This window comes from Pseudobdellovibrionaceae bacterium (assembly GCA_020635075.1).
Classification (GTDB): domain Bacteria; phylum Bdellovibrionota; class Bdellovibrionia; order Bdellovibrionales; family UBA1609; genus JADZEO01.
Genome location: JACKAM010000002.1, coordinates 967011 through 991109, shown reverse-complemented (window position 1 = coordinate 991109; position 24099 = coordinate 967011). Strand labels below are relative to the sequence as shown.

General features: G+C 49.5%; 26 protein-coding genes. 20 read left to right on the top strand and 6 right to left on the bottom strand.

The genetic code is table 11. From position 1 onward, the window contains the following. The first annotated feature begins 9 nt into the window (after window positions 1–9). From rpsB to H6624_14390, 14 genes are all read left to right on the top strand, one after another. Window positions 10–951 carry a 30S ribosomal protein S2 gene (gene rpsB, locus H6624_14455; protein MCB9085545.1) on the top strand — a complete coding sequence of 314 codons (942 nt, stop codon included), beginning with the start codon at window positions 10–12 and terminating at the stop codon, window positions 949–951. A 111-nt stretch (window positions 952–1062) separates the two neighbouring features. Beyond that, window positions 1063–1713 (top strand): translation elongation factor Ts, encoded by a 651-nt coding sequence (gene tsf, locus H6624_14450; protein MCB9085544.1) that lies wholly within the window; start codon window positions 1063–1065, stop codon window positions 1711–1713. A gap of 5 nt (window positions 1714–1718) precedes the next feature. Next, the gene (locus H6624_14445; GenBank protein ID MCB9085543.1) at window positions 1719–2429 is read left to right on the top strand and encodes a UMP kinase; all 711 of its coding nucleotides are present in this window, start codon (window positions 1719–1721) and stop codon (window positions 2427–2429) included. Window positions 2430–2443: 14 nt separating this feature from the next. Continuing rightward, complete coding sequence (gene frr, locus H6624_14440; protein MCB9085542.1) at window positions 2444–3001, top strand: ribosome recycling factor; 558 nt, start codon at window positions 2444–2446, stop codon at window positions 2999–3001. A gap of 16 nt (window positions 3002–3017) precedes the next feature. Then, the gene (locus H6624_14435) at window positions 3018–3770 is read left to right on the top strand and encodes an isoprenyl transferase (GenBank protein ID MCB9085541.1); all 753 of its coding nucleotides are present in this window, start codon (window positions 3018–3020) and stop codon (window positions 3768–3770) included. Between the two features lie 2 nt (window positions 3771–3772). After that, complete coding sequence (locus tag H6624_14430) at window positions 3773–4606, top strand: phosphatidate cytidylyltransferase (protein MCB9085540.1); 834 nt, start codon at window positions 3773–3775, stop codon at window positions 4604–4606. 143 nt (window positions 4607–4749) lie between these two features. After that, window positions 4750–6447, top strand: coding sequence for an RIP metalloprotease RseP (gene rseP, locus H6624_14425; GenBank protein MCB9085539.1), 1698 nt, complete (start codon window positions 4750–4752; stop codon window positions 6445–6447). A gap of 24 nt (window positions 6448–6471) precedes the next feature. After that, window positions 6472–7206, top strand: coding sequence for a tRNA (adenosine(37)-N6)-threonylcarbamoyltransferase complex dimerization subunit type 1 TsaB (tsaB, locus tag H6624_14420; protein MCB9085538.1), 735 nt, complete (start codon window positions 6472–6474; stop codon window positions 7204–7206). Window positions 7207–7214: 8 nt separating this feature from the next. Continuing rightward, window positions 7215–8183, top strand: coding sequence for an AAA family ATPase (locus H6624_14415; protein MCB9085537.1), 969 nt, complete (start codon window positions 7215–7217; stop codon window positions 8181–8183). Between the two features lie 10 nt (window positions 8184–8193). Further along, the gene (locus tag H6624_14410) at window positions 8194–8925 is read left to right on the top strand and encodes a helix-turn-helix domain-containing protein (protein MCB9085536.1); all 732 of its coding nucleotides are present in this window, start codon (window positions 8194–8196) and stop codon (window positions 8923–8925) included. Window position 8926: 1 nt separating this feature from the next. After that, window positions 8927–9922 carry an RluA family pseudouridine synthase gene (locus H6624_14405; protein MCB9085535.1) on the top strand — a complete coding sequence of 332 codons (996 nt, stop codon included), beginning with the start codon at window positions 8927–8929 and terminating at the stop codon, window positions 9920–9922. Next, window positions 9915–10589 (top strand): polyphenol oxidase family protein, encoded by a 675-nt coding sequence (locus H6624_14400; GenBank protein MCB9085534.1) that lies wholly within the window; start codon window positions 9915–9917, stop codon window positions 10587–10589. Before H6624_14405 ends, H6624_14400 begins: the two co-directional genes overlap by 8 nt. Window positions 10590–10656: 67 nt before the next feature. Then, window positions 10657–11166, top strand: coding sequence for a hypothetical protein (locus H6624_14395; GenBank protein MCB9085533.1), 510 nt, complete (start codon window positions 10657–10659; stop codon window positions 11164–11166). Window positions 11167–11251: 85 nt separating this feature from the next. After that, complete coding sequence (locus H6624_14390; protein MCB9085532.1) at window positions 11252–11875, top strand: hypothetical protein; 624 nt, start codon at window positions 11252–11254, stop codon at window positions 11873–11875. 19 nt (window positions 11876–11894) lie between these two features. Here the strand turns inward: H6624_14390 and mltG are convergent, their stop codons facing one another. The 5 genes from mltG to H6624_14365 are packed head-to-tail and all read right to left on the bottom strand — an operon-like array spanning window position 11895 to window position 18217. Continuing rightward, a complete protein-coding gene (gene mltG / locus H6624_14385; protein MCB9085531.1) occupies window positions 11895–12899 on the bottom strand; it encodes an endolytic transglycosylase MltG in 1005 nt (334 codons plus the stop codon). Window positions 12900–12956: 57 nt separating this feature from the next. Next, window positions 12957–14474 carry a succinylglutamate-semialdehyde dehydrogenase gene (locus tag H6624_14380; GenBank protein ID MCB9085530.1) on the bottom strand — a complete coding sequence of 506 codons (1518 nt, stop codon included), beginning with the start codon at window positions 14472–14474 and terminating at the stop codon, window positions 12957–12959. Between the two features lie 13 nt (window positions 14475–14487). After that, window positions 14488–15501, bottom strand: coding sequence for an arginine N-succinyltransferase (locus tag H6624_14375; protein MCB9085529.1), 1014 nt, complete (start codon window positions 15499–15501; stop codon window positions 14488–14490). Beyond that, window positions 15498–16841 carry a M20/M25/M40 family metallo-hydrolase gene (locus H6624_14370; protein MCB9085528.1) on the bottom strand — a complete coding sequence of 448 codons (1344 nt, stop codon included), beginning with the start codon at window positions 16839–16841 and terminating at the stop codon, window positions 15498–15500. Before H6624_14370 ends, H6624_14375 begins: the two co-directional genes overlap by 4 nt. Continuing rightward, window positions 16838–18217 (bottom strand): aminotransferase class III-fold pyridoxal phosphate-dependent enzyme, encoded by a 1380-nt coding sequence (locus tag H6624_14365; protein MCB9085527.1) that lies wholly within the window; start codon window positions 18215–18217, stop codon window positions 16838–16840. The genes H6624_14370 and H6624_14365 overlap by 4 nt, the downstream gene beginning before the upstream one ends. A 138-nt stretch (window positions 18218–18355) precedes the next feature. Between H6624_14365 and H6624_14360 the strand changes: the two genes are divergently transcribed. The 6 genes from H6624_14360 (at window position 18356) to hpt (ending at window position 22866) form a co-directional block, all read left to right on the top strand. Then, window positions 18356–19168 (top strand): SH3 domain-containing protein, encoded by an 813-nt coding sequence (locus H6624_14360; GenBank protein MCB9085526.1) that lies wholly within the window; start codon window positions 18356–18358, stop codon window positions 19166–19168. Next, complete coding sequence (locus tag H6624_14355) at window positions 19162–19710, top strand: cyclic nucleotide-binding domain-containing protein (protein MCB9085525.1); 549 nt, start codon at window positions 19162–19164, stop codon at window positions 19708–19710. Before H6624_14360 ends, H6624_14355 begins: the two co-directional genes overlap by 7 nt. After that, window positions 19707–20768 carry an AI-2E family transporter gene (locus H6624_14350; protein ID MCB9085524.1) on the top strand — a complete coding sequence of 354 codons (1062 nt, stop codon included), beginning with the start codon at window positions 19707–19709 and terminating at the stop codon, window positions 20766–20768. Before H6624_14355 ends, H6624_14350 begins: the two co-directional genes overlap by 4 nt. Before the next feature lie 97 nt (window positions 20769–20865). Beyond that, entirely contained in the window at window positions 20866–21618 is a 753-nt protein-coding gene (gene bamD, locus H6624_14345; protein MCB9085523.1) for an outer membrane protein assembly factor BamD, read from the top strand. Beyond that, window positions 21602–22342, top strand: a complete 741-nt coding sequence (locus H6624_14340; protein ID MCB9085522.1) for a tetratricopeptide repeat protein — start codon at window positions 21602–21604, stop codon at window positions 22340–22342. Before bamD ends, H6624_14340 begins: the two co-directional genes overlap by 17 nt. A gap of 8 nt (window positions 22343–22350) precedes the next feature. Beyond that, window positions 22351–22866, top strand: a complete 516-nt coding sequence (hpt, locus tag H6624_14335) for a hypoxanthine phosphoribosyltransferase (GenBank protein ID MCB9085521.1) — start codon at window positions 22351–22353, stop codon at window positions 22864–22866. On the opposite strand, the gene H6624_14330 is transcribed toward hpt, so the two are convergent. After that, complete coding sequence (locus H6624_14330; protein MCB9085520.1) at window positions 22860–24083, bottom strand: hypothetical protein; 1224 nt, start codon at window positions 24081–24083, stop codon at window positions 22860–22862. The two genes, hpt and H6624_14330, sit on opposite strands and share 7 nt — an antisense overlap. Window positions 24084–24099 lie beyond the last annotated feature (16 nt).

Genomic DNA, 24099 nt, shown 5'->3' with positions numbered 1-24099 from the left:
AGGTACAATATGGCCAACGTGACCATGAAAGAGATGTTGGATGCGGGTGTGCATTTCGGCCACCAAACCCAACGTTGGAATCCCAAAATGAAGCCCTATGTTTACACTGACCGGGGCGGAATTCACATTATCGATCTACAAAAATCTGTCGGACTTGCTCGCCGCGCGGCTGAGTTTGTTAAGGGCGTTGCTGCCAATGGTGGACGCATGATTTTTGTCGGCACCAAAAAGCAAGCTGTTGAGCCTGTTCGTGAAGCAGCTGAGCGTTGTGGTCAGTACTTCGTGACTAAGCGTTGGCTGGGCGGAATGTTGACGAACTTCCAAACAATTAAATCGAGCATTGATCGCCTGAAGAAGATCGATCGCATGCGCGAAAAGGGCGAGCTGGATTATTTCTCCAAGAAAGAGCGCGCTCGCATCGAAAAGGAATACACCCGCTTGGTGGAATACCTCGATGGTATCCGCGAAATGAAGGACGCTCCTTCTGCCATGTTCGTGGTTGACCTGAACAAAGAACATATTGCTGTTAAAGAAGCTCATCGTCTTGGCATCCCTGTCGTGGGAATTGCCGACACCAACGTTGATCCTGGTGAGATTGAGTATCCGATTCCTGGAAACGACGACGCCATTCGTTCCATTAAGTTGTTTGCGAATTTGATTGCTGACAGCTTCATGGAAGGCGCCAAGCTTTGGGAAGAGAAGATGCGTAACCAGGTGGACAAGGAAGAGGCTGCTGCCAAGGAAGCTTCTGCAGCTGCAGAAGCCGCTCCCGCCGCCGCTGCAACTAGCGACGAGGGTGGACCTTCTGTTGTTAAAGTAAGCCGCGGTCGCAAACTGGTTGCTGCTGGCTTGGCTGACGAAGTTGAGATTCAAGCTGAGCTTGAAACTCCTGGCGAAGAGGCAACTGAGGCTGCGGCCGAAACTGCCGAGACTGAGGAATCGCCCGAATAAGGCATTGGACATACAAAAGCCAGGGCAAGACCCTGGCTTTTTTCTAAGTGCCAACGTCATTGAAACTTGAACAAAAATTGACCTGAACAAAAAACCAAGAGGATTTTAGTTATGACAATCAGTGCTTCTTTAGTGAAGGAGCTGCGCGAGAAAACAAGTGCAGGAATGATGGACTGTAAAAAGGCTCTGCAGGAGTCTGACGGTGATTTTGAAAAAGCCGTTGAATGGTTGCGCGTGAAGGGACTCAGTAAAGCCGCCAAAAAAGCGGGCCGAATCGCCGCAGAGGGCACCGTGTCCTCTTACATCCATGCTGGCGGACGTATTGGTGTTTTACTTGAAGTTAACAGCGAAACTGATTTCGTTGCCCGCAACGAGGAATTCCAAAAGTTTGTTAACGACATCGCCATGCACATCGCAGCTTTGGGTCCCTCTTATGTTCGTGAAGACGAGATTCCTGAAGATGTTCGCAGCAAAGAACGCGAAGTCCTGAAGGCCAAGGCTCTGGAAGAGGGCAAAAAAGCCGAATTTCTAGACAAGATTTTGGATGGCCAAATGTCCAAATGGGCGGCCGAGACCTGCCTGATGGGCCAAAAATATGTGAAGAATCCCGACATTACTGTTGAAAAGTACCTTCAGGAAGTCATTGCCAGAATTGGTGAGAACATCGTGATTCGTCGCTTTGCTCGCTATGAGTTGGGCGAAGGATTGGAGAAGAAGCAGGAGAACTTCGCAGAAGAAGTGGCTGCACAAATTAAAGGATAAGGGCATTGGCAAAAAGCAAGTATCGCCGAGTTCTTCTTAAGCTCAGCGGGGAAGCTCTTGCGAGCAAAACCAGCACCGTCGACGGCGGCATCTTGGAGCGAGTTGCTTCCGATGTATCTGAGGCCTATGCGCTTGGCGCAGAGATTGGTATCGTCATTGGTGGCGGCAACATTTTTAGAGGTGTCGCTGCCTCCGCCCAGGGAATGGACCGAGCCAGCTCCGATTACATGGGGATGTTGGCCACCGTTATCAACGGCCTGGCCCTGCAAGATGCCTTCGAAAAGCATAATCTTTCAACTCGTGTGCAAACGGCTATCGGCATGGCTGAGATCGCAGAGCCCTACATTCGCAGGCGCGCGATCCGTCATTTGGAAAAAGGCCGGGTGGTGATCTTTGTCGCTGGTACGGGAAATCCTTACTTCACTACCGATACGGCTGCCGCCCTGAGAGCCATGGAGATTAACGCTGATGTAATCCTTAAGGCCACCAAGGTCGATGGCATTTACGATAAGGATCCGGTTGTTCATAATGACGCCAAAAAGTTTGACCGCCTCACCTATATTGACGTGTTAAACAAGGGCCTAAAGGTGATGGACTCAACGGCCATCAGCCTTTGCATGGACAACAAACTTCCTATTGTATGCTTTAATCTTAACACTCCTGGCAATGTGGCAAAGGCTATTGCCGGTGAGGCGATTGGAACAGTTGTAGAATAACGATTGGGGGAACAATGGTCGAAACTCTAATTAAGGCAACTCAAGATAGCATGGAAAAGGCCCTGTCTTCTCTTGGTGGGGAACTCAAAAAGGTTCGCACTGGCAGAGCCCAGGTGTCGATGTTGGACGTGGTAAAGGTGAATTACTACGGCAACCCCACTCCACTTAACCAGGTGGCCGCAGTTTCCTGCCCGGATGCAAAGTCATTTTTGATCCAGCCATGGGAAGCGTCGACGTTGAAGGAAATTGAAGCCGCCATCGTGAAGAGCGACTTAGGTATGAGCCCTCAGAACGACGGTAAGGTCATTCGCCTACGCCTCCCCGATTTGACTGAAGAGCGCCGTAAAGAGTTGGTGAAAACAATTAAGAAGATTGTTGAGGATGCCCGAGTGGCCGTACGCATGGCCCGCCGGGACGCCAATGAGGCGCTGAAAAAGGCTGGCAAAGACAAGACCATTAGCGAAGACGAGCAAAAGAAAATGGAATCAGACGTTCAAAAGCTCACTGACGACTACATTAAGAAAGTCGACAAGTCGGCTGATGACAAAGAAAAAGAGCTGATGACTATTTAATTGGCGGAGAATCCTGGTGAGCGTTCCTAATCACATTGGCATTATTATGGACGGCAATGGTCGATGGGCCCAATCCCACGGCCACAACCGACTATTTGGACACGTGCGCGGAGCACGGGTTGCCAAGTCGATTATTGAGAACTGTGCTGAAAGAGGCATTAAGTACCTAACCCTGTTTGCCTTTAGTACGGAAAATTGGCTGCGTCCCACTGAGGAAGTCAACCTCTTGATGCGGCTGTTGTTTTTGCGTCTGAATCGTGAGCGCAATAACCTGATTCGCAACAATATCAAATTTCGCTGTATTGGTAATATTGATCGCCTGCCCCAGTCCGTAAGGGAAACCGTACTGCGCACAATTCGCGAAACAGATCATTGCACCGGCATGACCCTGACTTTTGCTCTCAGCTACGGTGGCCGCCAGGAGATCACTGATGCCGCCAGAAACCTGGCACAAATGGCAAAAGAAGGGCGGCTAGATCCGGACAAGATCACCACAGAAATGTTTGCCTCACATCTGGAATCCTCCTTTTTACCTGATCCAGATTTGATCATTCGCACCAGTGGGGAGTCTCGCCTTTCCAATTTCTTCCTCTGGTCGGCGGCCTACAGCGAGATTCTCATTGTTGATAAGATGTGGCCGGACTTCAGTACTCGTGATTTGGATTCTGCAATTCTTGAATTCGGTGGCCGAGAACGTCGCTTTGGCAAAACCTCGGCTCAGTTGTGGCCTGGTGATACAAAGCCGAGCGAAACGACGGGCGAGATTTAATATTGAATAACCGCTACGCCGCTCTTCAAGCCCGTGTCGTCTCTGCAGTCATCGCGGTCGTCGCCCTTATTTTTACCGGATATTTTGCTGGCGCTCTGGGTTTGGCCGCCCTCTCTTCCATTGTTCTTTTGCTTGGCATGGTGGAGTATCTGGATATTGGTTTTTTGCCTGGGCACTCATTACCTGGAAACCTAAGAGTCATTTACGTTGGCTGTTCCGTCTTTTTGTTTTTGGCCTTATCTTTTCTTGGGCTCAACGAGGGTTTCACGGCCTTTGGATTGGCGACAGTGATCTATCTGTCGGCTGTTCTATGGGTCCTCAATCGATCCACTCCCATTTTGCTCATTCGCAGCCTCTTCTTCTCTTCGCTTGTTGGCTTTGTTTACACGGCGATCCTGCCGTCATTTGCTATTCGCACTCTTTTGGGCGGAAATGGCATCAAGTGGTTTGTTCTGCTCTTGGCAGTAGTCTTTGCTGGTGACACCGCTGCTTATTTTGCTGGTCTCAAATTTGGCAAACAAAAACTAATGCCCGAAGTATCACCTAAAAAAACCGTCGCCGGTGCCGTCGGTGGCCTGGCTGGATCGGTGCTGAGTGCTGGTATTTTGGGGGCGTGGTTTTTTGGTTCGCCTTCTTTAGTGGTGATTCTCCCGGGAGCGGCCGTCGCTGGATTTCTTGCTCAGTCCGGGGACTTATTTGAGTCCCTTCTCAAGAGGACCTGTGGGGTCAAGGACTCGGGCAAAATCATGCCCGGCCACGGAGGTGTCCTTGACCGCCTGGACGGAATCTACTTTGCGGCACCGGTCATTTATCTTGTCTCCAAGTGGGCCCTTTAGTTGCTCCGCTTCCTTAATGCCTGCGTCAACCTGTCTTGGACCGAAGTCGGTAAAAGGAGCAAAATTCATGTTGAAAAGAGACGCCTTGGTGTTTTCTTTTGATTTTTCTTTAGCCTCGCTCTCACAGACATTAAAATAGCCCAATGGATATTCTACTTAATTGGTTACAGTCCGGGTTGTCGGCCATTGGGCCTTTTCTGATTCTTCTTGGCCTCCTCATCTTTGTGCATGAGCTCGGTCACTTTCTTGTCGCCAAATGGTGTGGCGTTCGTGTCGAAGTATTCAGTCTTGGCTTCGGCAAAAAGATATTGAAGCACAAAAAGGGCGACACAACTTATTGCATCTCCGCAGTGCCTCTTGGTGGTTACGTTAAAATGTATGGCGACGACCCAACCGCAGAAGTCCCCCCTGAGGAGCAAAACCGTGCCTTTCTTTATAAGCCCGTTTCTCAACGGATCGCCATTGTCCTTGCCGGCCCATTGATGAACTTCCTGTTTGCCATCCCTCTTTTTGTTGCTGTCGGCATCAATGGAGAAAAAGTTCCCGGCCCGGACATCGGCGATTTGGACACCGACAGTGCCGCTTATGCTGCTGGATTTCGCTCCGGCGACAAAATCCTCAGTGTTGAGGGCCAGGACGTGACCTACTGGCAACAGGTTGATGAGAAAATCAAACTCTCCCCTGAAAGGGAGATAGAGTTCCGAATTTTGAGAGCCGGGACTGACGGAGAAGTTTTTGTTAAGGCGACTCCTGTTTGGGTTCCTAATGACAATATCCTGTCACTTGATAACCAGGTGGCCCAGATTCCCGGCCTGACGACTGCTGGCCGTGCTTCAATTGTTGGTCTTAGGGATAAGGACTCCCCAGCTGCTCTGGCGGGCCTTAAAACCTTGGATATTATTTCTTCAGTCAATGGCCAGACAGTGAACGGCTTTCGTGAGCTTGAATCGATTTTTGCAGGTTTGAGCTCCGAAGATCAACTCACTTTTAAAGTGCGCTCCTATGTGCCCGAAAAGAAGACCGAGGAACGTACTGTCGTACTCAACAATTTTCAGCAGGCACTTGCCTCCCGCGGACCCGAGCAGTCACTGACTGACCTTTTAGGTTTTGAGCGCCCTGACCTTTATCTATTAAAGGTGAAAGAGGATACCCCTGCCTTTAAGGCCGGTCTTAAAGACGGCGACAAGATATTAGCCCTTGATGGCGAACCCGTTCAACAGTGGAAGGATGTTCTGCAGACGGTGAAGGCCTACAAAGCCGATGACAAGTCGATTCACTTTACCGTTATTCGACAGGGAACCTCCGTGGAGCTGGACATCACTCCAGAAATGACGGGTGTCATGAATCGTCGCCAGCAGGAGGAGCAGCGGTTCACGGTCGGTATTATTCCCGCAATTCTGGAGACCCCGGGAGAGCCGGTGATGTTTCGGGTCTCGGGCCCGATTGAGGCCATGAAGTTTGGTTTTGATAAAACCATTTTTTGGACTAAAGCCATTGCCGTAAGCTTTCTGAGAATCGTCACTGCACAGGTTTCACACAAAAATATTGGTGGCGTTATCACCATTGGCCGTGTGGCCAGCCAATCATTTGAGGTTGGAATTTCGGCTTTTCTGCGAATGATGGCGATTATTTCCATCAACTTGTTTTTGATTAACCTATTGCCTGTTCCTATTCTCGACGGTGGCCATTTGGTATTTTTTTCAATCGAGGCACTAAGAGGGGCTCCTCTTTCCATGCGAAAAATGGAGATTGCCCAGCAGGTTGGCCTTATTCTTTTAATCTCACTTATGGTACTGTCCCTTTTTAATGACATTACAAGCATCGTCGCCTCTCCCTGGTGATCGATTTGTAAAGGGTTCGGATAAGTGAAGCGAGCACTGATTCTAGAGACCAGTGGCCCTCTTGGGGGCCTGGCTCTGGTTCAATACCAAATGCCTCTTGGGGCTGCCGAGAACAACACCTTTCGCGAGTGGCGTCGTGAAAACTCCCATAGCGAGGTTGTCACCCAATATGTGCGAAAGGCTCTTGAGGAGTCGGGCTGGAAGATTGAAGACTTCGATTGTTTTGCTGTTGGTGTCGGACCAGGAAGCTTTACGGGCATAAGAGTTGCCCTCAATGTTATTCGCACACTCGCCTATTCGACTGATAAGCCTGTTTATTGCTTCAGTAGCTTAAAGGCCCTGGCCCTGAGCACCAGTCATCAAGACCTTCCCATTGTGACTTTGACCAATGCCTACAAAAACATGGTCTATGGAGCCAGATACCGCTGGACCAAAAGCCAGGAGTTGGTCGAAGAGGTTTCCCCGACAGCCTGGACGTTGGACAAACTCGGAGGGTTAGTGGAAGAAAGCTCTCTTTGTGTCGGCGATGGCCTAGCGGCCTACAAGGATATGATCCCTAAAGAAATTATCGATCGGCTTGTGCGTGACGAGCACCAACCGGACGACCCAAGGATTGCGATTTTTGCTCCGAGATTGATATCAGACCTTCGTCCAGAGGACCTGCAACCCTGGAAAACGGCAAAAGCCCTTTATATTCGCGCTTCTGAAGCCGAAGAGAAGTTAAGAAGCGGCTTGTTGAAGCCATTGCCAAAAATCTGAGAGCGAAGATGTCCGCATTGCAGGATAAGCAAAAGGTATATTACCTGCGCGGGACCATGAGTCCTGAGGCGCGGATTATTGCCGTCGGAGGCGGCAAAGGTGGAGTGGGTAAATCCTTTTTTAGCTCGGGACTGGGAATATTTCTCGCCCACCTTGGTTATAATACGATCCTCGTTGACTTGGATCTGGGCGCCGCGAACTTGCACACCAGCCTTGGAGAAGAGCCTTCCCCTAGATCATTGAACGACTTCCTCCAGGGTAGGGTTGCTAACCTTGAAGAACTGGCTCTACAAACAAAACATCAAAACCTCAGACTGATCAGTGGTTCCAATGATTCTCTGGATATGGCCAATATCACTGATGTTCACAAAAGCCAGATCATGTCCTCTTTGTTTCATATGAAAGCTGATTTTATTATTCTTGATTTAAGTGCCGGAACACATAGTACAACTTTGGATTTCTTCCTCATGGCGCCTGAACAGATTCTCGCTGTGACCCCAGATCCATCGAGCATTGAAAACGCTTACCGCTTCATAAAATCAGCCTTCTTTCGCAAAATTAAGCGTTATGAATTTCAACTCAATCTCGGCAATCTGATTGGCGACCTAATGGCCAACAAGAGCGAACATGGCATTCGCTCACCCGCTGATCTCTTGTACTTTGTCTCTAAAAAGGACCCGGAAAATGGCGAGCGCCTGGCCAAGCTGATGAGTACGCTCAACATACACATTGTCCTCAACCAGGTGAGAACCATGAGCGAAGTCGCACTTGGACCCTCAATCGAAAGCGTTTGTCGCAAGTATTTTGGCATCAATGCTCACTTCCTGGGCCACCTTGAGTATGATAATGCAGTATGGCAGTCGCTTCGCAAAAAGAGACATCTCCTGCTGGAATATCCCCATAGCCGGGTTTATGCTCAATTATTAGGGATAGCACGAACAATCGCAGGCCCGAAAGCCAAGAAAGCTGTGCTATAATTTTAAATTAATGAGCAACCGTCTCGTCGAACAGACATTTTATGAGATTCTCGAAGTGTCGCCCGATGCGACTCAACAGGATATCCATACCGCTTATCATAGGGCTAAGGCTACTTATTCACCTGATAGCCCAGCCCTGTACTCCATGTTTACGCGTGAGGAAGCCCGCGAATTGATGAATCTCATTGAGGAGGCTTTTTCTACCCTCAGCAATCAGTCTCGCCGCAAAGATTACGACAAACAGCTTATTCAGCAAGCTGGCTCTCATCACTCCCTTCCGCAAGCGAACCCTGCGAGAGCGGATGACTTGCCAGATTTTCAACCACCCGAGGCCGGGCCTCCGCGAGCGGCTCCAAAAATGGGCCGAGATGTTTCGGCTGGTCCTGCGCGGATGGCCAATCCTCAGAAAAAAGAGTCTTTGCCCGAGGGCTTTGGGCGGACTCGGTTTAGCGTCTATGAAATAGATGACACCTTTGAACATGAAATCAAGCAGCGCAGTCAATTTGATGGGACTTTCTTGCAGAAGGTTCGCCTTTATAAACATGTTAATCTTGATCAGATGAGTGAAGAGACCCGCATCAGCCGGACATATTTGAGTGCTGTGGAGACCAATGATTATGATGCTCTCCCGGCTCCTGTTTTTGTTCGCGGCTTTATTGTTCAGTTTGCCCGCATTCTTGGCTTGGACGAAAAGCTTGTCGCTGACTCCTATATGAGCATTTTGCGCAACGCCAAAGGTTAATGTGTCTTCCACTGGCGATGATTTTGAGATCGCAATTTCCGAAGAACAGTCCGGAATTCGATTGGACAAGATACTTGCTGACCATCCTCATATTCAATCCAGATCCCGCGCCGCCCAGTTGTGTGGACTGGGCCTGATCACCTGCGAGGGAAAGAAGCTAAAACCCTCTTTCAAACCAGAGGTTGGCGACCGAGTCAAAGTTCACCTCCCTGCACCCAAGAAGGAATCTGACCTTGTCCCCTACGATTTTCCTCTGGAATTCTTGTATGAGGATAGTGACGTGGTCGTAGTCAATAAACCCGCCGGCCTTGTCGTTCACCCCAGCCTGGGTCACACCGACGACACCTTGGTGAATGCCCTGATTTTTCACGTCAAAAACTTATCCATGGGATTTCAGGAAAATCGACCTGGCATTGTCCATCGACTGGACAGAGATACCAGCGGTGTACTGGTTGTCGCAAAAAATGATAGCGCTCATGCTTTTTTGGCGAAACAGTTTCGTGAAAAAACCGTCCATCGGATTTATCAGGCCGCGGTTTTTGGTCATCCCAAATCACCTTCGGGTGTACTTTGCTCCCGACTCAAACGACACCCAACGGATCGCAAGCGCTTTGCCTCCATTCCAGGCTCACTGGGGGGACAGGGGACCGATGGTAAACGGGCCGTTACGCATTATCGCGTTCTGTCTCAGTCAGCTGGCGGCTTTTCCCTGGTCGAATGTCGACTGGAAACCGGAAGGACTCACCAAATTAGAGTTCATCTTTCTGAACTCGGACACCCTATTGTTGGTGACCCCCTTTATGGTGGGGTGACTAGGGCAAAAAATCTTAAAAGTGTCAGCCTTCGTAAGCAGATTTCGAATCTCGGTCGGATCGGACTTCATGCCCGCGAACTGGCCTTTATACATCCAAAAACCGGAAAGCTCCTTAGCTTTGTCTCGGATTGGCCGACGGATATGCAGAATCTGTTGGGTGAGATGGGGCTGTCAGGTGTTTGAGGTTTTCTATTTTCGCAATCAGGACATCGGCCATGTCTGGAAAACCTCTTCTCATCTGGTTTTCTACAGCAACAACAATGTAAGCCTACCCCTGCTTACTGAGGCATTTTCTGAACTCGCTTTTTGTAGCATTAATCAGATTCATTCTACCAAATGGGTAGATGCCTCAAACAGGCCAACCGAGGCGGATGCCCATTTTAGCTCCCAGATCGGCCAGGCTCTATTGATAAAGACCGCGGACTGCTTACCCATCATGATGACGACCAATCAAATGGCAATTGCCATTCACGCGGGCTGGAGAGGTTTAGCACATGGAATACTGATGGAAGTCCGCCGCTTAAAGATCGATCCCAGTCAGGCGTCTGTCTTTATTGGCCCTCACATCGGTAAAAAATCCTTCGAAGTCGGTCAGGAGGTTGTCGAGGCCTTTGCTCCCTGGATTGATTCCTATTCGCTAGACCCCCAGTTGGCCTTTAGTCACCATGCTCGCCCCGAAAAAGCCTATTTGGACCTGGGCTATTTAGCGAGTGGTCAACTTCAGCATTTGGGATTCAAGGCCATCAACTGTCTACCCATAGATACTTTCACCAGTAAAAGCCACCATTCCTACCGCAGAGACGGTGCCCAATCAGGCCGGCAGCTGTCATTTGTTGCTCGCATTGGCTAGACTTAACCAAGGTGAAGGAGAATTTCCTCTCGGTTGGTAACTGGTGCGGCAGCTGATAGAATGAGCCATGGATTTGGATTACTTATCGGAATTCCTCCAGAGCCCAAAGGGTAAGATGACCATCAAGGTGATTAGCCGAGGGGTCTTTTTAGGGATATTCCTCGTCGGACTTCTGTGTGTTTTTCATCCTGACATTCGCTCTTATTTGAGAGGCATTTTTCACAAACAGTACCGTGAAGTGCTGTCTTCCGCGACCGGCCCTTATCTTGATGTCTTCCCCGCATCTCGGGTCATAAAGGTGCGCACCAACGATGGCTTGTTTGTTGAGGTCTACGGTCGCAATCAAAATGGAGCCCGACCGTTGATCGATCGCATCCAATTGCCTGATCGCCGGGATGGATATTTTAGCTTTGCCGGCAGAACATCAAATCTCTTTATTCATGACGTGGATGGTGATGACGTCCCTGAAATCCTCGCCCCCAGCTTTGATGACAACCTGATGGCTCACCTCAATGTCTATCGACTCAATGTTGAAACCCTTAAGTTGGAGCCAAAGACGACTCCTGTGCCGCGTTAAGAATGGGTAATTAGTGGCGAATTTGCTCCACTAAAACCCTTGACAGCCGCGTGACGCAGGGTATTATGGGCGGTCGGAGGGAATCATGTCACGAAATCTACTCATTCTTATTGTTGTTTCCGTTTTTGTATCCGCCTGCGGAAGTTCTGGTCGTAGCCGTCCACGCGGAAAACACTGCCCCAATAGTTATGAGCCTATTGCCCTGGAGTTGAGCACTGAGGGTAACCAGAAAATCTCTCTTGATCCAAAAGATAATCAATTGATTCAAGGCCTTTATGAATATGCCGGGGCCGAGTTTTATTATTGGGATACCCAGGAAGATATCAAAATTCATGTTAAAGAGGATGTTGGACCAAAGGGAGAGCCTTTTGCCTCTAACGTTTGTGTTCGCGGTGTCGCCCCTAAGATGGAATTGTTAACCGCCGTCTATGGTATGGATTCAATGCAGGTCGATGCTGGCGGAAAGACTTCATTCTCAATGCGTAAATACCAAATTCATTTTAAAGATAATTTTCTCAGCAAAGAGTTCGCTGAACCAGAGGGTGAGATAAAACCCGCCAGCCCCCATAAGCTCTACCAATCAAAGGCCAGCGATTTCTCTTTTTATCGTTTGAGTGATCCAAACCGATTTGAGGTCCGATCTGTACAGAACCTGGGAAATGTTCGCCAGTATCTGTTAATTCGGTATCAACTGAAATCCAACCCTTAAGGCCTTTGATTCAGAGACCTTAGTTGGTATTACGCTTTTGGTGAAGATCGCGCCAGGATTTTCCCTCCCGCGCCTGGCGGTTCAACTGGAAGTCCCGAACGGCCCTATTGTGGTCTTTCAGTGTTTCGGAAAAAACATGAGTCCCATCGTTACGGCTTACAAAATACAGATATTTACTCAATGCCGGCTTTAATGTCGCCAAAAGGGATTCTCTTCCTGGGTTTGCGATCGGACCCTTAGGTAAGCCATTGACCCGATAGGTGTTGTAGGGCGTATAGGCTTTGATGTCGTCTCGGGTGATATTTTTCTTCATCTCCCCAGTCTGTTCAGCAATGCCATAGATGATGGTGGGGTCGCTCTGTAGACGCATATTACGGCGTATGCGGTTATGAAATACAGATGATATCAACGGCCTTTCTTCCTCGGCACCTGTTTCCTTTTCGATAATGCTCGCCAAAATGACCGCCCTATGCCTAGGCAGCTTCATCTTAGACTGGGCCTCGACGTCCTTCCAGACCGCCAAAAAGTTCTTCACCATCATTTCCAAAATCTCTCTGGTCGTCGTGTATTTCGTGATGTTATAGGTCTCGGGAAACAGATACCCCTCTAAAGACGGTTGTTTTTCACCGAGCAGGCTCGAAACTAGTTTTTCATCCTGGGCCATTTTCAAAAAGTCTTTTCGCTTTGCAAAGCCTTGCCGCTCCAGCAGCTCGGCTATCTCATACATATTAAGGCCTTCTTGAATGGTGAATGGATAATTGATGCTCTTGCCTGAGGAGATTGCTTCCAAAATCTCCATGGGCGGCATATTTTTGTCCAGCTGGTACTCACCCGTTCTCATTTTGGTGGTATAGCCAGTCACTTTGGCGACAACCAGAAACATCCACTGGTTGTTGATGAGGCCGCCATCTTCGAGTCTCTTGCTCACTGCCCGGAATGAAGTGCCCCTGGGAATCTCAAAAACCACTGCCTCCGATGCCGACTGGGGTCCGATTTTCAAAAAGGCAAACCCCTGCCAAGCCATGAAAACAAGGCCTACGAAACCCAGTAATACCAAAATGCTTACAAACTTCTTCACCACCTATCCCTTAAACTGATAGTTGATTCCCGGCATAACCTTAGAATGATCAAAACTTCCCATATCCTCAAGGCTAGCGACGGGAACGGTGCAATAATTGACAGCAAAATGGGCCGAAGGCCTGTCATTCCCAGACTTGCCCATGCCCCCAAAGGGTAGTTTTGAGCTCGCTCCGTTTGTCGTCCGGTTCCAGTTCAAAAGGCCGACCTTGGCGTCAATCAGCGCCTTTTCATAAAGAGTTCTGTCTTTGCTAAACAAGGCCATGACCAACCCATAACCCCCGGAGTTGGTAATCTCAATAGCCTGATCAAAATCTTCAACCTTGTACACAGCCACATTGGGTCCAAAGATCTCACTCTTTTGATACACAGACTTAGGATCAAATTCGCTCACCAAATTAATACTGGGGGTCACATAGTAACCATCGTGATCAAGATCAAGGGCCTTGCCGCGCATCATGCTTTCAGCACCCTCTCGTTTGGCAATTTCTTGAAAGCGAATGTACTTCTCTACCGAATCAGCGCTAATAAGTGGCCCCATAAACGGATTGTCTCGCCAATAGCCGATGGTCAACTTCTTGGCTGTTTCGTAAAAAGTCTCCAGAAATCGATCGTAGATATCTTTATGAAGAAGGATCTTACTCGTACAACTGCATCGCTGACCAGATGTCAGGAAGGCTCCAACCACTGTCTCATAGATCGCCTTCTCAAGGTCAGCATCCTTCCAAACGACCGAGCTGTTTTTTCCGCCCATTTCCAAGGCCAGAATCTTCCAATGATGATTTAGGGTTTCCTGCTTGATTTTGAGCCCAACCTCGTAGGAGCCGGTAAACAGCACCCCGTCAACCCACTCGTGACCCGCCAACCTTTTGCCGGTGTCCCCCATTCCCTGAACCAGATTGAAAACGCCATTTGGAAAACCCGCCTTCTGGTAAATTTGCGCCATCAATTGGCCCACCGCCGGGGTTTTATCGCTGGGCTTGAAGACCACTGTGTTGCCCGTCAAAAGAGCCGGCACAATGTGGCCATTGGCTAAATGCGCCGGAAAATTAAATGGGCCGATGACGGACATCACGCCCCTGGGCTTGTAACGAATAAAGCCGTCGACCCCCGGCAAGGCCCCTTCCACCCTCTCTTCCTGGATCAACTTCATTGAATGATCGGCCGTAGCGGTCACTTTGCCCGCCAGTGCCTTGGCTTCTGTTTTCGCCTCCCAAAGGGGTTTTCCTGTTTCTCGTGAAATGGCCTCCGCCATTTGTTCCTCGTGAGCCACAAACAGATCCCGCAACTTTAACAAGCAGGAATGGCGATCCTCATATTTGCTATGGCTCCATTCTTTATAGGCCTTGCGTGCAGCCGAACAGGCCCGATCAACATGATCGTTGCAATAGGTTGGTGAGATGACTCTTTCCTTTAGATCGGCCGGGCTCTGCACCTGCCATTCACCGTCTGGATTGTCGCCAAGTACAAATCGTCCATCAATAAAATCACCAAGAAATTCAAATGTAGATCCATTCGCCATGATTCCTCCAATCTCACAGTGGTGAGACAAAAATCTCTGATCCTTCTTTTACCTTGAGGGCCTGCCAGGCCTGTTCTGGCAAAAACACCTTCTCCCCTTCAACTCCATAGGGAGAGACCCCGCCGCGAAATCGCTGGTCCTTTCCAGATCCTAAAACACCTAATTTATCAAATGGCGCACCCTCTTGTTTTGCCGCCACAAACACGGCACCATTTTTAATGGTCGCGACCTCATCCGTTCGCACCCCAAGATGGGGTCCACCATCAAACGGGTCCACCTCATTTTTATATTTAAAACCCAGACCCTCAAGCATATGAAGGGCCGCCTGGGTTTCCTCACCCACGCGCCCAAGCACCAACCGGGCCTTTGAATCAAGAAGGCACAGGTAAATATCCTCCTCGGGAAAAAGGCTGCGAATAAAACTGTTGTTCTGTTGGCTTAAGATGTCAGCCTCCTTGTATGGCATGCCTGTAAAGCGCCGACCCAAGGATTCCCAAAATTCACTTCGCCCCTCATCGGTAAGAGGCGGCGCCATCTCTGCGTGAAGGTCCTCCTCAAAGCGATCTCTATTAAGAGCAATATAGGCAAATCGGGTGAGGCTCGCAATTTTTCCCACCTTCTCGGGGCGGCGGCGGTATCCGCGATCAACCACCAAGCCACCCAACTCTGTGGCACCATCCTCGTTGATCCTTAATCGAAGGATCTGATGAATAAACCCAATTCCCAACTCCTGACTAAAGCGTTCCTTCTTTAGCACTTCAAAACTGTAATTTGGGGACTTGGGAATTCCATTTTTTGCCAACACTTGTGCGCTGGCGGCAATAAACCCACTTTCCAGATCCTCAACTACAAAGATATACTCGGCATCTCGCTTTTCCCTTTTTCCGCGAAACGACTCGCCACTGAGTTCAACTTTTCTGATAAGAGCCTTTTTGTCGGCCGGGAGGTTTAGTAGGGTAAACTGCCTTGCCAGCTCATACAGAGCCTGGACATCCTTGGGCTGAGCCATGCGAACCACAAAGTTCATAAACACACCTTTTCGATGACCCGGCCATAAAAGTTCTTTGCCGTCTCTAACTCATCGACATTAACGGACTCGTTAGGCTCATGGGAGTTCCCGACGCTCTGGCCCGGACCAAAAACTAAACACTCGATTCCTAAGCGATTGAAAACACTGGCCTCGGTGCTCGCAGCCAGCTTCCCTAAGCGAGCTTCTCCAGTCAGATCGTTAAGCACAGACTGGCAGCTAATAACAAAATCTAATCCCGGGCTGGATTCAAAGGACGGTTTATAATCCAAAATCTTAAACTCTGCCCCGACGTCACGGCAGACCTTGTCCAGCCGACTCATCCACCCCTCGTACACATCCTCTTTAACGGTGGGTGGTATGCGGCAACTGCCCGTGGCCTCGATTCCCTCCTCAAGGGTTCTGATTTGACCGATGTTGAGGGAAGGAAAAGGGTAGATAAAGCCATCCTCTTTGAAGTTTCTAAATTCCTTTTCAAGATCCAACACCACCCGCCAGATAGCAGAAATCTTTTCCGCCACAGTCGATCGCAGTCCGCCAACCAAATCGAACTCCAGATAGGCACTTGAAGGTACCGAATTGTAGTTGATGCCGCCATCCAACTCCATTACGGCTATTCCAGCTGGCAGCTGCTGCAGAAACGAAAACATCTTTACGATCGCACTATCCCCAAGATGGGGTGCCATTGAGTGGGCTGCCCGCCCAGAAAACATTTTACTCTGGGAAGAGCTGCTCTCCTCGGTATCGTGCCGAGATCTATACTCCCTCTCCTCATCAGTAAAGGGTATCTTCACCTGAACGACAGCCATTCCCTTGCCAGAGGACATTATTTTTAAATTCGTTGGCTCACCAATCAGCGCATAGCTTGCCATGACTTTCTTTTTTCTCACCAATCTAACTGCTCCCGCCATGCCCGATTGCGCCCCATAGGTGCCGACGACAACGACTGGTCGCTTAAGATCCCGGCCAACAAATTCCTTGGCCGCAAAAAGCTTGCAAAGAAAATCTAACTTAGTGTCAGCGGCACCCAGACCAAAAAGCTCTCGATCGTAGATGCTGGCATTAAAGGGATTTGCTTCCGTTTTGGTCCACAGAGAGTAGGTCCCTGGATCAACAGTATCCAAATGGGTCTGAAGCATGAACTCCCCGGGAACAGGTTTGCTTCCTGTCCGAGCAATGATATTGGCCTGCTCCAGGCCATTCAAAGACTCAGACTGGACGTCAACCGCAAAGCCAAACTCTTTAGCCAAGTTGGCCAGAAAATCTACGGCGGACCGATTGCCATTAGACGGAGTTGTGTCCATGGCAATCAACCTTCGGCAACTATCTATAAAACTCAAGCAAGCTCCAAAATTGATTTTTCAATCAGCTTTCCGGCACTAGCGATATCTTGGGAGGTCATGATCATTGGCAACAGGAACCGAAGGCGGAAGGGCCCACGACCACAACCAAATGCCATCAGTCCATTTTTATAAAGCGTTTTGAGCAACTCACCTTGCTTCTCTTTGCTGCCGTCCAGGGGAGTTACTGCCACCATAAGGCCCAGGCCCCCAGCCTCCTGGAGCAGGCCTTTGCAGGTCGTCTCATTGAGAGTGTTGAGCATACCAACAAATTCATTATGGATCTTGGCAATCTTTCCTGACGGCCCCATATAACCCTGGTTCTCAAGGATGTTGAGAATTTCAAGACCCGCACGCAACTCACTTCCGCATCCAGAAAACGTGCCGGCAATAAGACCTGGCTGTGGGTTGGTTTCCTCAGTATAAAGCGTCGCCCCACTTTGCAATGTTTTCGCCACCGTACACACGTCGATGTAGTCGCCAAAGTCCAAGGTTTCAAAAGCGAAGAACTGCCCTGTTCGACAGAAGGTCTGTACCTCGTCTGCCCAAATCAAGATTCCCGCCTTACGGCACTCGTCAAACAGGGGAATAAAAAACTCCCTCGGTGCCACGTTGTAGCCACCCTCTCCCTGCATCGGTTCAAACATAAACGCGCAAATGTCCTTTGGGTTTTCACCAATATGACGCTTCAATGCGGACAGAGTTTTGTCGATGCTGGCCGGGTCTTTTTTATTATAGAACGGCAATCGCAGGACCTCATTGTACTCAGGTAAGCCAACTTTAAACCCTGGGTTGTCTGTGATCTCAGCCATCATGGTTGTTCGGCCTGCAAATGCTGCTTCAAAGGCAATCACCTTTCGCGCAGGACTTAGTTTTTGTCTACATGCCTTCAATGCATTTTCATTGGCCATCGACCCACTTGTTGTCACCCAGGCATGGCGGAGCCGGCTCTTGGGTGAGGCTAACTCCACCAGCTTTTGCGACATCAAACCATATTCCATATTTGGCTGCAGATTTCCCTGAATAATGACATCCGAAAGACTGCCCATGATTGCCGCTTCCATCACTTCCGGATGGCTGTGTCCCATAATGTGAATGCCAATTCCATTAATGAGGTCCAACTTGACGCTTCCGTCTGTCAATTCCACATATGGACCTTTGCCTGCACCTGAACCAATGTATGGGTAATAGAGTGGACGACCGCGAAACTTTCCAAACCGCTCCACCAACTCCTTGTGGGAGGACAACAGGGACTCCTCAGCGTCTTTTGTGGTTTCAATTCTTTGACACTGGGACTGCACCTCGGCAACCAGGTTCTTCACCAATTGTTTGATTTTTTCAGAGCCTTCAATTTCTGACCCAATCAGTTTTTTCATAGTCTCCTCATTCCTCTCAAAAGTCCTCAAAGTCTACTCCCAGGACCCTTGTTGCAGCAACTCATGGCACACAGCCACTCTGCAAAAACTGATGGCCCGGGATAGACAAAAATGCCCATTCTTTCTAGACTAGGATTCATGCATAAACTTCACAAACTGGCAGCTGGACTCACTCTTTTCTTAGCCACCTCCGCCCCTGCATTTGGAGAGATAACGGCCTCAAGGGATTCTGCGGCAGACATTTATCAGTCTGGCTTACAAAGCTACCAAAAAGGTGAGCTGACAAAAGCCCAGGGCCTGTTCCTCGAAGCCTTGGAAAAGTCCCCTGATAACAAATTTGTTTTATACAACCTGGGACTCACCGACTTTCAGCTCGATCAAAGAGGCCGGGCTGTTGGCGCCTGGCGCAAGGCATTATACGTTGATCCTGATTTTTCCCTGGCTCGTCAGGCCTTGCGGTTCGCCGCAAAGCAAATGGGTCCCCTTAATTCGGGAGCCATGAACAATTGGGAAGCCTTCCGCTCAGACCTTTTGTCGCGAATTTCTCTAAACCGGGCGCTGGCTTTTAACGCCCTATTTCTTCTTTTAAGCGGAGTGTTCACCATTCGCTACTGGGCGCGAAGACGGGATTCACTTCGCTACGAAACCCCGCTGCCGGCAATTCCCTATTTTGGCATCCTCTGTATCTTAGGTTTTTTGGGATTCGCCTCCCTGGGAGCCACTAAGGCCTATGACACTTTTCAGCCCCGGGCGACGGTGATAACTAAGCGGCTAGATGTACACTCGGGGCCAAGTCTAGAAGATGCAAGTCTGTTTGAACTGCTCGAGGGTCATGAGGTTATAATCAAACAAGCGATTAAGGATTGGGCGCAGGTCACCTACCCTGGTGGATTGACCGGTTGGGTACGAACTGAATCCCTCTTCCACTCTTCGGGGCGCAGACCATGGTAAACACCTTATGGGATAACATCTTTCGTCGGGCCGAAGAGCGTAATGACGTTAGCCAAGTCCTTGGCCGCAACTTCCTTTTTGAATCTTTATCGAAGAAAGAACTTCAGTTTTTGCGCGACCTTGTCCACGTAAGAACCTTCCATCCGGGCGAGACCGTTTTCAAGCAAGGCGAAATCGGAATTGGTATGTATATCTTAGCCCGGGGAACGGTGGACATTTTTGTCGAAGACCCTCAGGTCCAAGACAGGGATGCCGGCACTGTCCATATTACCCGTCTCGGGCCAGGGGATTTTTTTGGCGAACTTTCATTGGTTGAAGAGAAGGGGCGTCGGACGGCAACCGCTGTCGCCTGCGAAGAGACAACGCTGATTGGATTCTTCAAGCCCGACCTTATGGAAATTGTAGAGCGCAACCCCTCGACTGGGGTGAAGATTTTAGGTCGCCTTGGCGAAGTTCTCGGTCGACGACTGAAGGAAACCGCCGACAAAGTCACCCGCCTGAGAAGGGAAATTCGAAATCTGAATCAACAGGATCAGGAATGACGTCAAAAACCACTTTTGCCCGCCGCCTGCAGCGCGAGCAGTTGATCCGCTTGGTTTCCTTCCTTGGCGTGATCGGTCTTTTCTTTGTTATCCTCTTAACCGTTGAGAACATGTTGGTTTCGTCGCTTTTAGCCTTTGTGTTTAGCTATATGCTAAGCCCCGTGGTTAATTTTCTCGAGCGAAAGGGTATCCACCGAATTCTTGCCATTATTATAGTATTTGCTTTGGTGACCCTTTTGTTTGGAGGGTTAGTTTCAGCCACTTTCCCATTTATCTCTGATCAGGTAACAAGCCTCAAGTCAGAGCTGCCCAAGTATATTGAGGGGACTATCCGCATGATCGAAGACACAGAGGAGCGGCTGGCCTCATTTTCCGGCACGCTGTTTACTGTCGACATCAGTGATCAGGTAGAGACCACCCTTCTCGGCTGGACGTCCTCGATTTTTGAAGATCTCCCCACCTTGGTCACTAAGCTGTTTACCACTCTTATTCTGGCTCCGTTTTTTGCCTTTTTTCTCCTCAAAGACGGTCGAACGTTTTCAAAAATTCTTCTCGCCATGGTCCCAAATAATATATTTGAAATGGTGCTAAATCTATATTCCCAGATTAATGGCCAAATCGGTCAGTTTGTTCGCGCCAGACTTCTGGAGGCTGCCTTTGTTGGCGTGGTCGTTTGGGTAGGACTGTTTGTTCTCGGCGCCAGGTACGCAACGCTTTTGGCAATATTCGCCGCCCTCACCAACCTGATTCCCTATATTGGCCCATTCATTGGCGCCGTCCCGGCCCTGATCATCGCCCTGATTAACGGCGAATCCACTCTCGGCCTGTTTTTAGTTATGATGGTCTACCTTGCCGCACAGATTGTGGATGCCCTTTTTCTCATTCCCATGGTGGTGGCCAAAATCGTCGATCTCCACCCAATTACGGTGGTTATTGCGATTATCATCGGAGCACAGCTCATGGGCGTCCTGGGAATGCTGATTTCGATCCCTGTCGCCAGCGCCCTTAAGGTGACTATAACCAGCGTCTACCTTCATTTGACTGGATTTAGAACTTAAAATCTTTGTATTATCAGGGCTTTAGGAGCAAATGGGGGGCACCCGGAAGCTCCATCTCTATTGACTTAGTGACCCGCCGAACATTAGACTGCCCTCTATGAAAACTCTGTCATGGTTTACAGCCTTATTAGCCCTTGCCCTTGTCTCCTCCTGTTCAACATCCGAAAAGATTGACGCCAATACGGCCGAGGGTTCGTTCGAGTACGCCCAGCGCTTTGAAAAAGACGAGCGCTATGAAGAGGCCATCGCACAATACATGGACGTCAAGAATAAACACCCCTACAGCAAACTGGCTTTGGAAGCCGAACTTCGTGTGGCGGACATTCACTATAAACGAGAAAGTTATATTGAGTCTCAAAGTGCTTATCAGATTTTTAAGGACTTTCATCCCCGTCACCCTAAGATAGACTACGTCACTTTTCGCCTCGCCATGAGCTACTACAATCAGCTTCCTGAAACGATTGACCGGGACCTCTCCTTAGCGGGGAAGGCGATTCTTTATTTCAATGAGGTGATTCAATCCTTTCCTCGAAGTGAGTTTGTCACCAAAGCCAACGAACACAAAACGGCCTGCTTGAAAAAGCTTGCCAACAAAGAACTGTACATAGCTGATTTCTATTTTTCCCGAGACCAGTTCGACAGTGCTCTTGGCCGCTTCGAAGATTTGTTAGCCGAGTACCCAAATTTGGGCTATGAACCCAGAGCTCTTTACGGCGCCGCCTTTAGCTCCTTCAAGTTAAAGGATTTGCCTAAGGCCCGCTCTTTGTACGATCGGTTAATTTCACAGCACCCAGACTCCAGCGAAGCCAAAAAACTAAAGGATGAAATTGGCAATGAATTACAGCGATAACCAAGACGAGCTTCTTAGCGCGGCCAAGGAGCATTTTAAGCTCAATAAATACTCGGCCGCTGAACCGCTGCTGAATCAGCTCATCCTCAGGGGCACCAAGACTGCTGATATCTTTCACATGCTTGGCACCATCTACTACGATCAAGGCAAGTTCAATAAAGCCATTCGCGCCTTTCGACGGGCCCTGGAGATTCAGCCCTCTTTCACAGATGCGTCTATTGGCCTGAGCATTATTCTCAATGACCTTGGCCGTTATGACGAGGGCCGAAAAGTTTTTGAAGAAGCCCAGGCTATGTTAGATCGGCAAAAGACCGATTCCGATCCTTATATCAACGAAAAGTTGGCCATCAAACATGATGAGCTGGGCGAGCTTTACTGCCGATATGGTCGCACCAAGGAAGGACTTGAACAGTACTTTAAAGCCCTAAGTCTATCCGCGCGCAAACCGGAATTGACCATGAAAATTGCCGAGTGCTTCGTTAAGCTTGAGGATTTCACCAAGGCTATTAAAGAGCTGCGAAATCTCGTTCGCGACTTCCCCGCATTTGTTACAGCTCGTATTCGGTTGGGACAGCTTTTTTATGATTCCGGACAGGTGCCCGAGGCGGTGGCCCAATGGGAAGCTGTTATTCAGCGCGAACCTGAACACCCAGAGGCCAAACGGCTTTTGGCCCAGGCTCAGTCTGTGGAAGTGACAAAAAATTCTGACTTATTAAACCTTTGAGGTAAAAGATGGGCCAACTGCGCGACAATATGATTTCTTACATTTCTGCGGCTGAGATCGATGAGATGGTCGGCCGCCTGGCTGAAGAAATCGAACAGGATTATCAGGGCAAGGATATCGTCCTCATCTGCCCCCTTAAGGGCTCGGTTTTGTTTGTTGCCGATTTGATGAGAAAGATCCGCTTGCCTCAAACTGTGGATTTTGTGCACCTAACCTCTCCCCGAGGTCAAAATGTCAAAATCATCAAAGATATTTCAATGGATATCTCTAATCGCCACGTACTGATAATTGAGGAGATTATTGATGCCGGGAGAACTTTGAGCTTTTTAGAGCAGAGACTTATTGCCTCTCGCCCGGCCTCTCTTAAGATTGTCGCCCTCCTTGATAAACCCGCCCGACGAGAGCTTCCGATTAAGCCGGATTATGTAGGCCGGACCATAGATGATCGGTTCGTCATCGGGTACGGCATGGACTCCGACGAAAAGGGCCGAAATTACAGAGACATCTTTATTTTTGCTCAGTAGGAGAAGGATAGACCCAGTTCGGTGATGGGGTCCGGAGATCCCGAACGTGCCGCCATGAGGGAATACATCTCTACATGTGCCGCCAGCAACCTCAGCTGTCGCGCCCACAAGCGAGTCAGCTCCCTGGGAATATAACTGAGCCCAAGTCGTCCCACTGTTACTTTTTGTTCGGTGCCTTCGGCCAAATAGGCATATCGGTCAGCCGAGAATGCTTTGCCCTGAAATTCATCCTTTTGTCTCTCCGAGTACATATAGCCGGCCTTGATCTGCAGGGTCTTTCCCAGCGAGTAGCGAAGGAGCAGCTCCGCCGTCGCGATATCTCCGGCGTTGCGCTCAACATCCCGATCAACTCCCCCCTGCATAAAAGCTCTACGGTCATCTGGAATCCTCATGGCCACCCGATCCCGTAACTGAACCAGATAACCTGCAGAAGCCAATAGGCTCCAGTCCCTTGTCACCCTCCACTCGACCAAGGAATCCAAACCCAAATCTGTCTGCCCTTCGTTGGTGAGAATGGGGTCTAGGTTGTAGGGGTCCGGGGGGGGTGAGGTTGGGAGAACAAGCTTTTGCCTAAGTGCCCAGGCCCATCCCAACCCCTCAGCCATGAGATATTGACCCATGATCTCCACATCGCCAATGTGGTACCGCCATCCAGAGTCAAACCCTTCAATCGAGCTTGGACCAGTTACGGATGCTGCCTGGATTCGACCCAATCCAGAGCTCGCCTGATGCCCCAGTAAGTTCATTCCGCTCGGACGAACATCAGTCCATTCCATCCTGCGCACCACATCCCTGCTTTCCATAATAAGCGGCACCCGGGCCCCAACGGTCCATCTGTCGCCCAGACCAAATCCCCAAAAGGGCTTTAGCGCCACCCGATAGCCCGTGGCGCGAACATACTCCCGGGCGAGAACATCAGAGTCCTTTTGTCCACTTTGCTGCTGAAGCTCCTTCAGGGCGCCCCTGTTGGCCTCAGGCGTATTGGCGATCAATTCCCCCCAACTGACCTCGCGAAGAAGTCTTTCCGTGTTGCGAGAATCAAGGCTTGACCCATTAATCTCCTGATCAAGAGGGGCGTAGTTCATGGATACTGAAAAAGTGCTTTGCCCGACAGGCAGGACCTTGGCGCTCTCAAACAACTTCGGAAAATCCAGTGCCTGAGCCTGACCAGCCCATAGAACAATCAGAATAAGGTACACTAAGGATATTAGGCGCATGATCTCTGTCAAATTA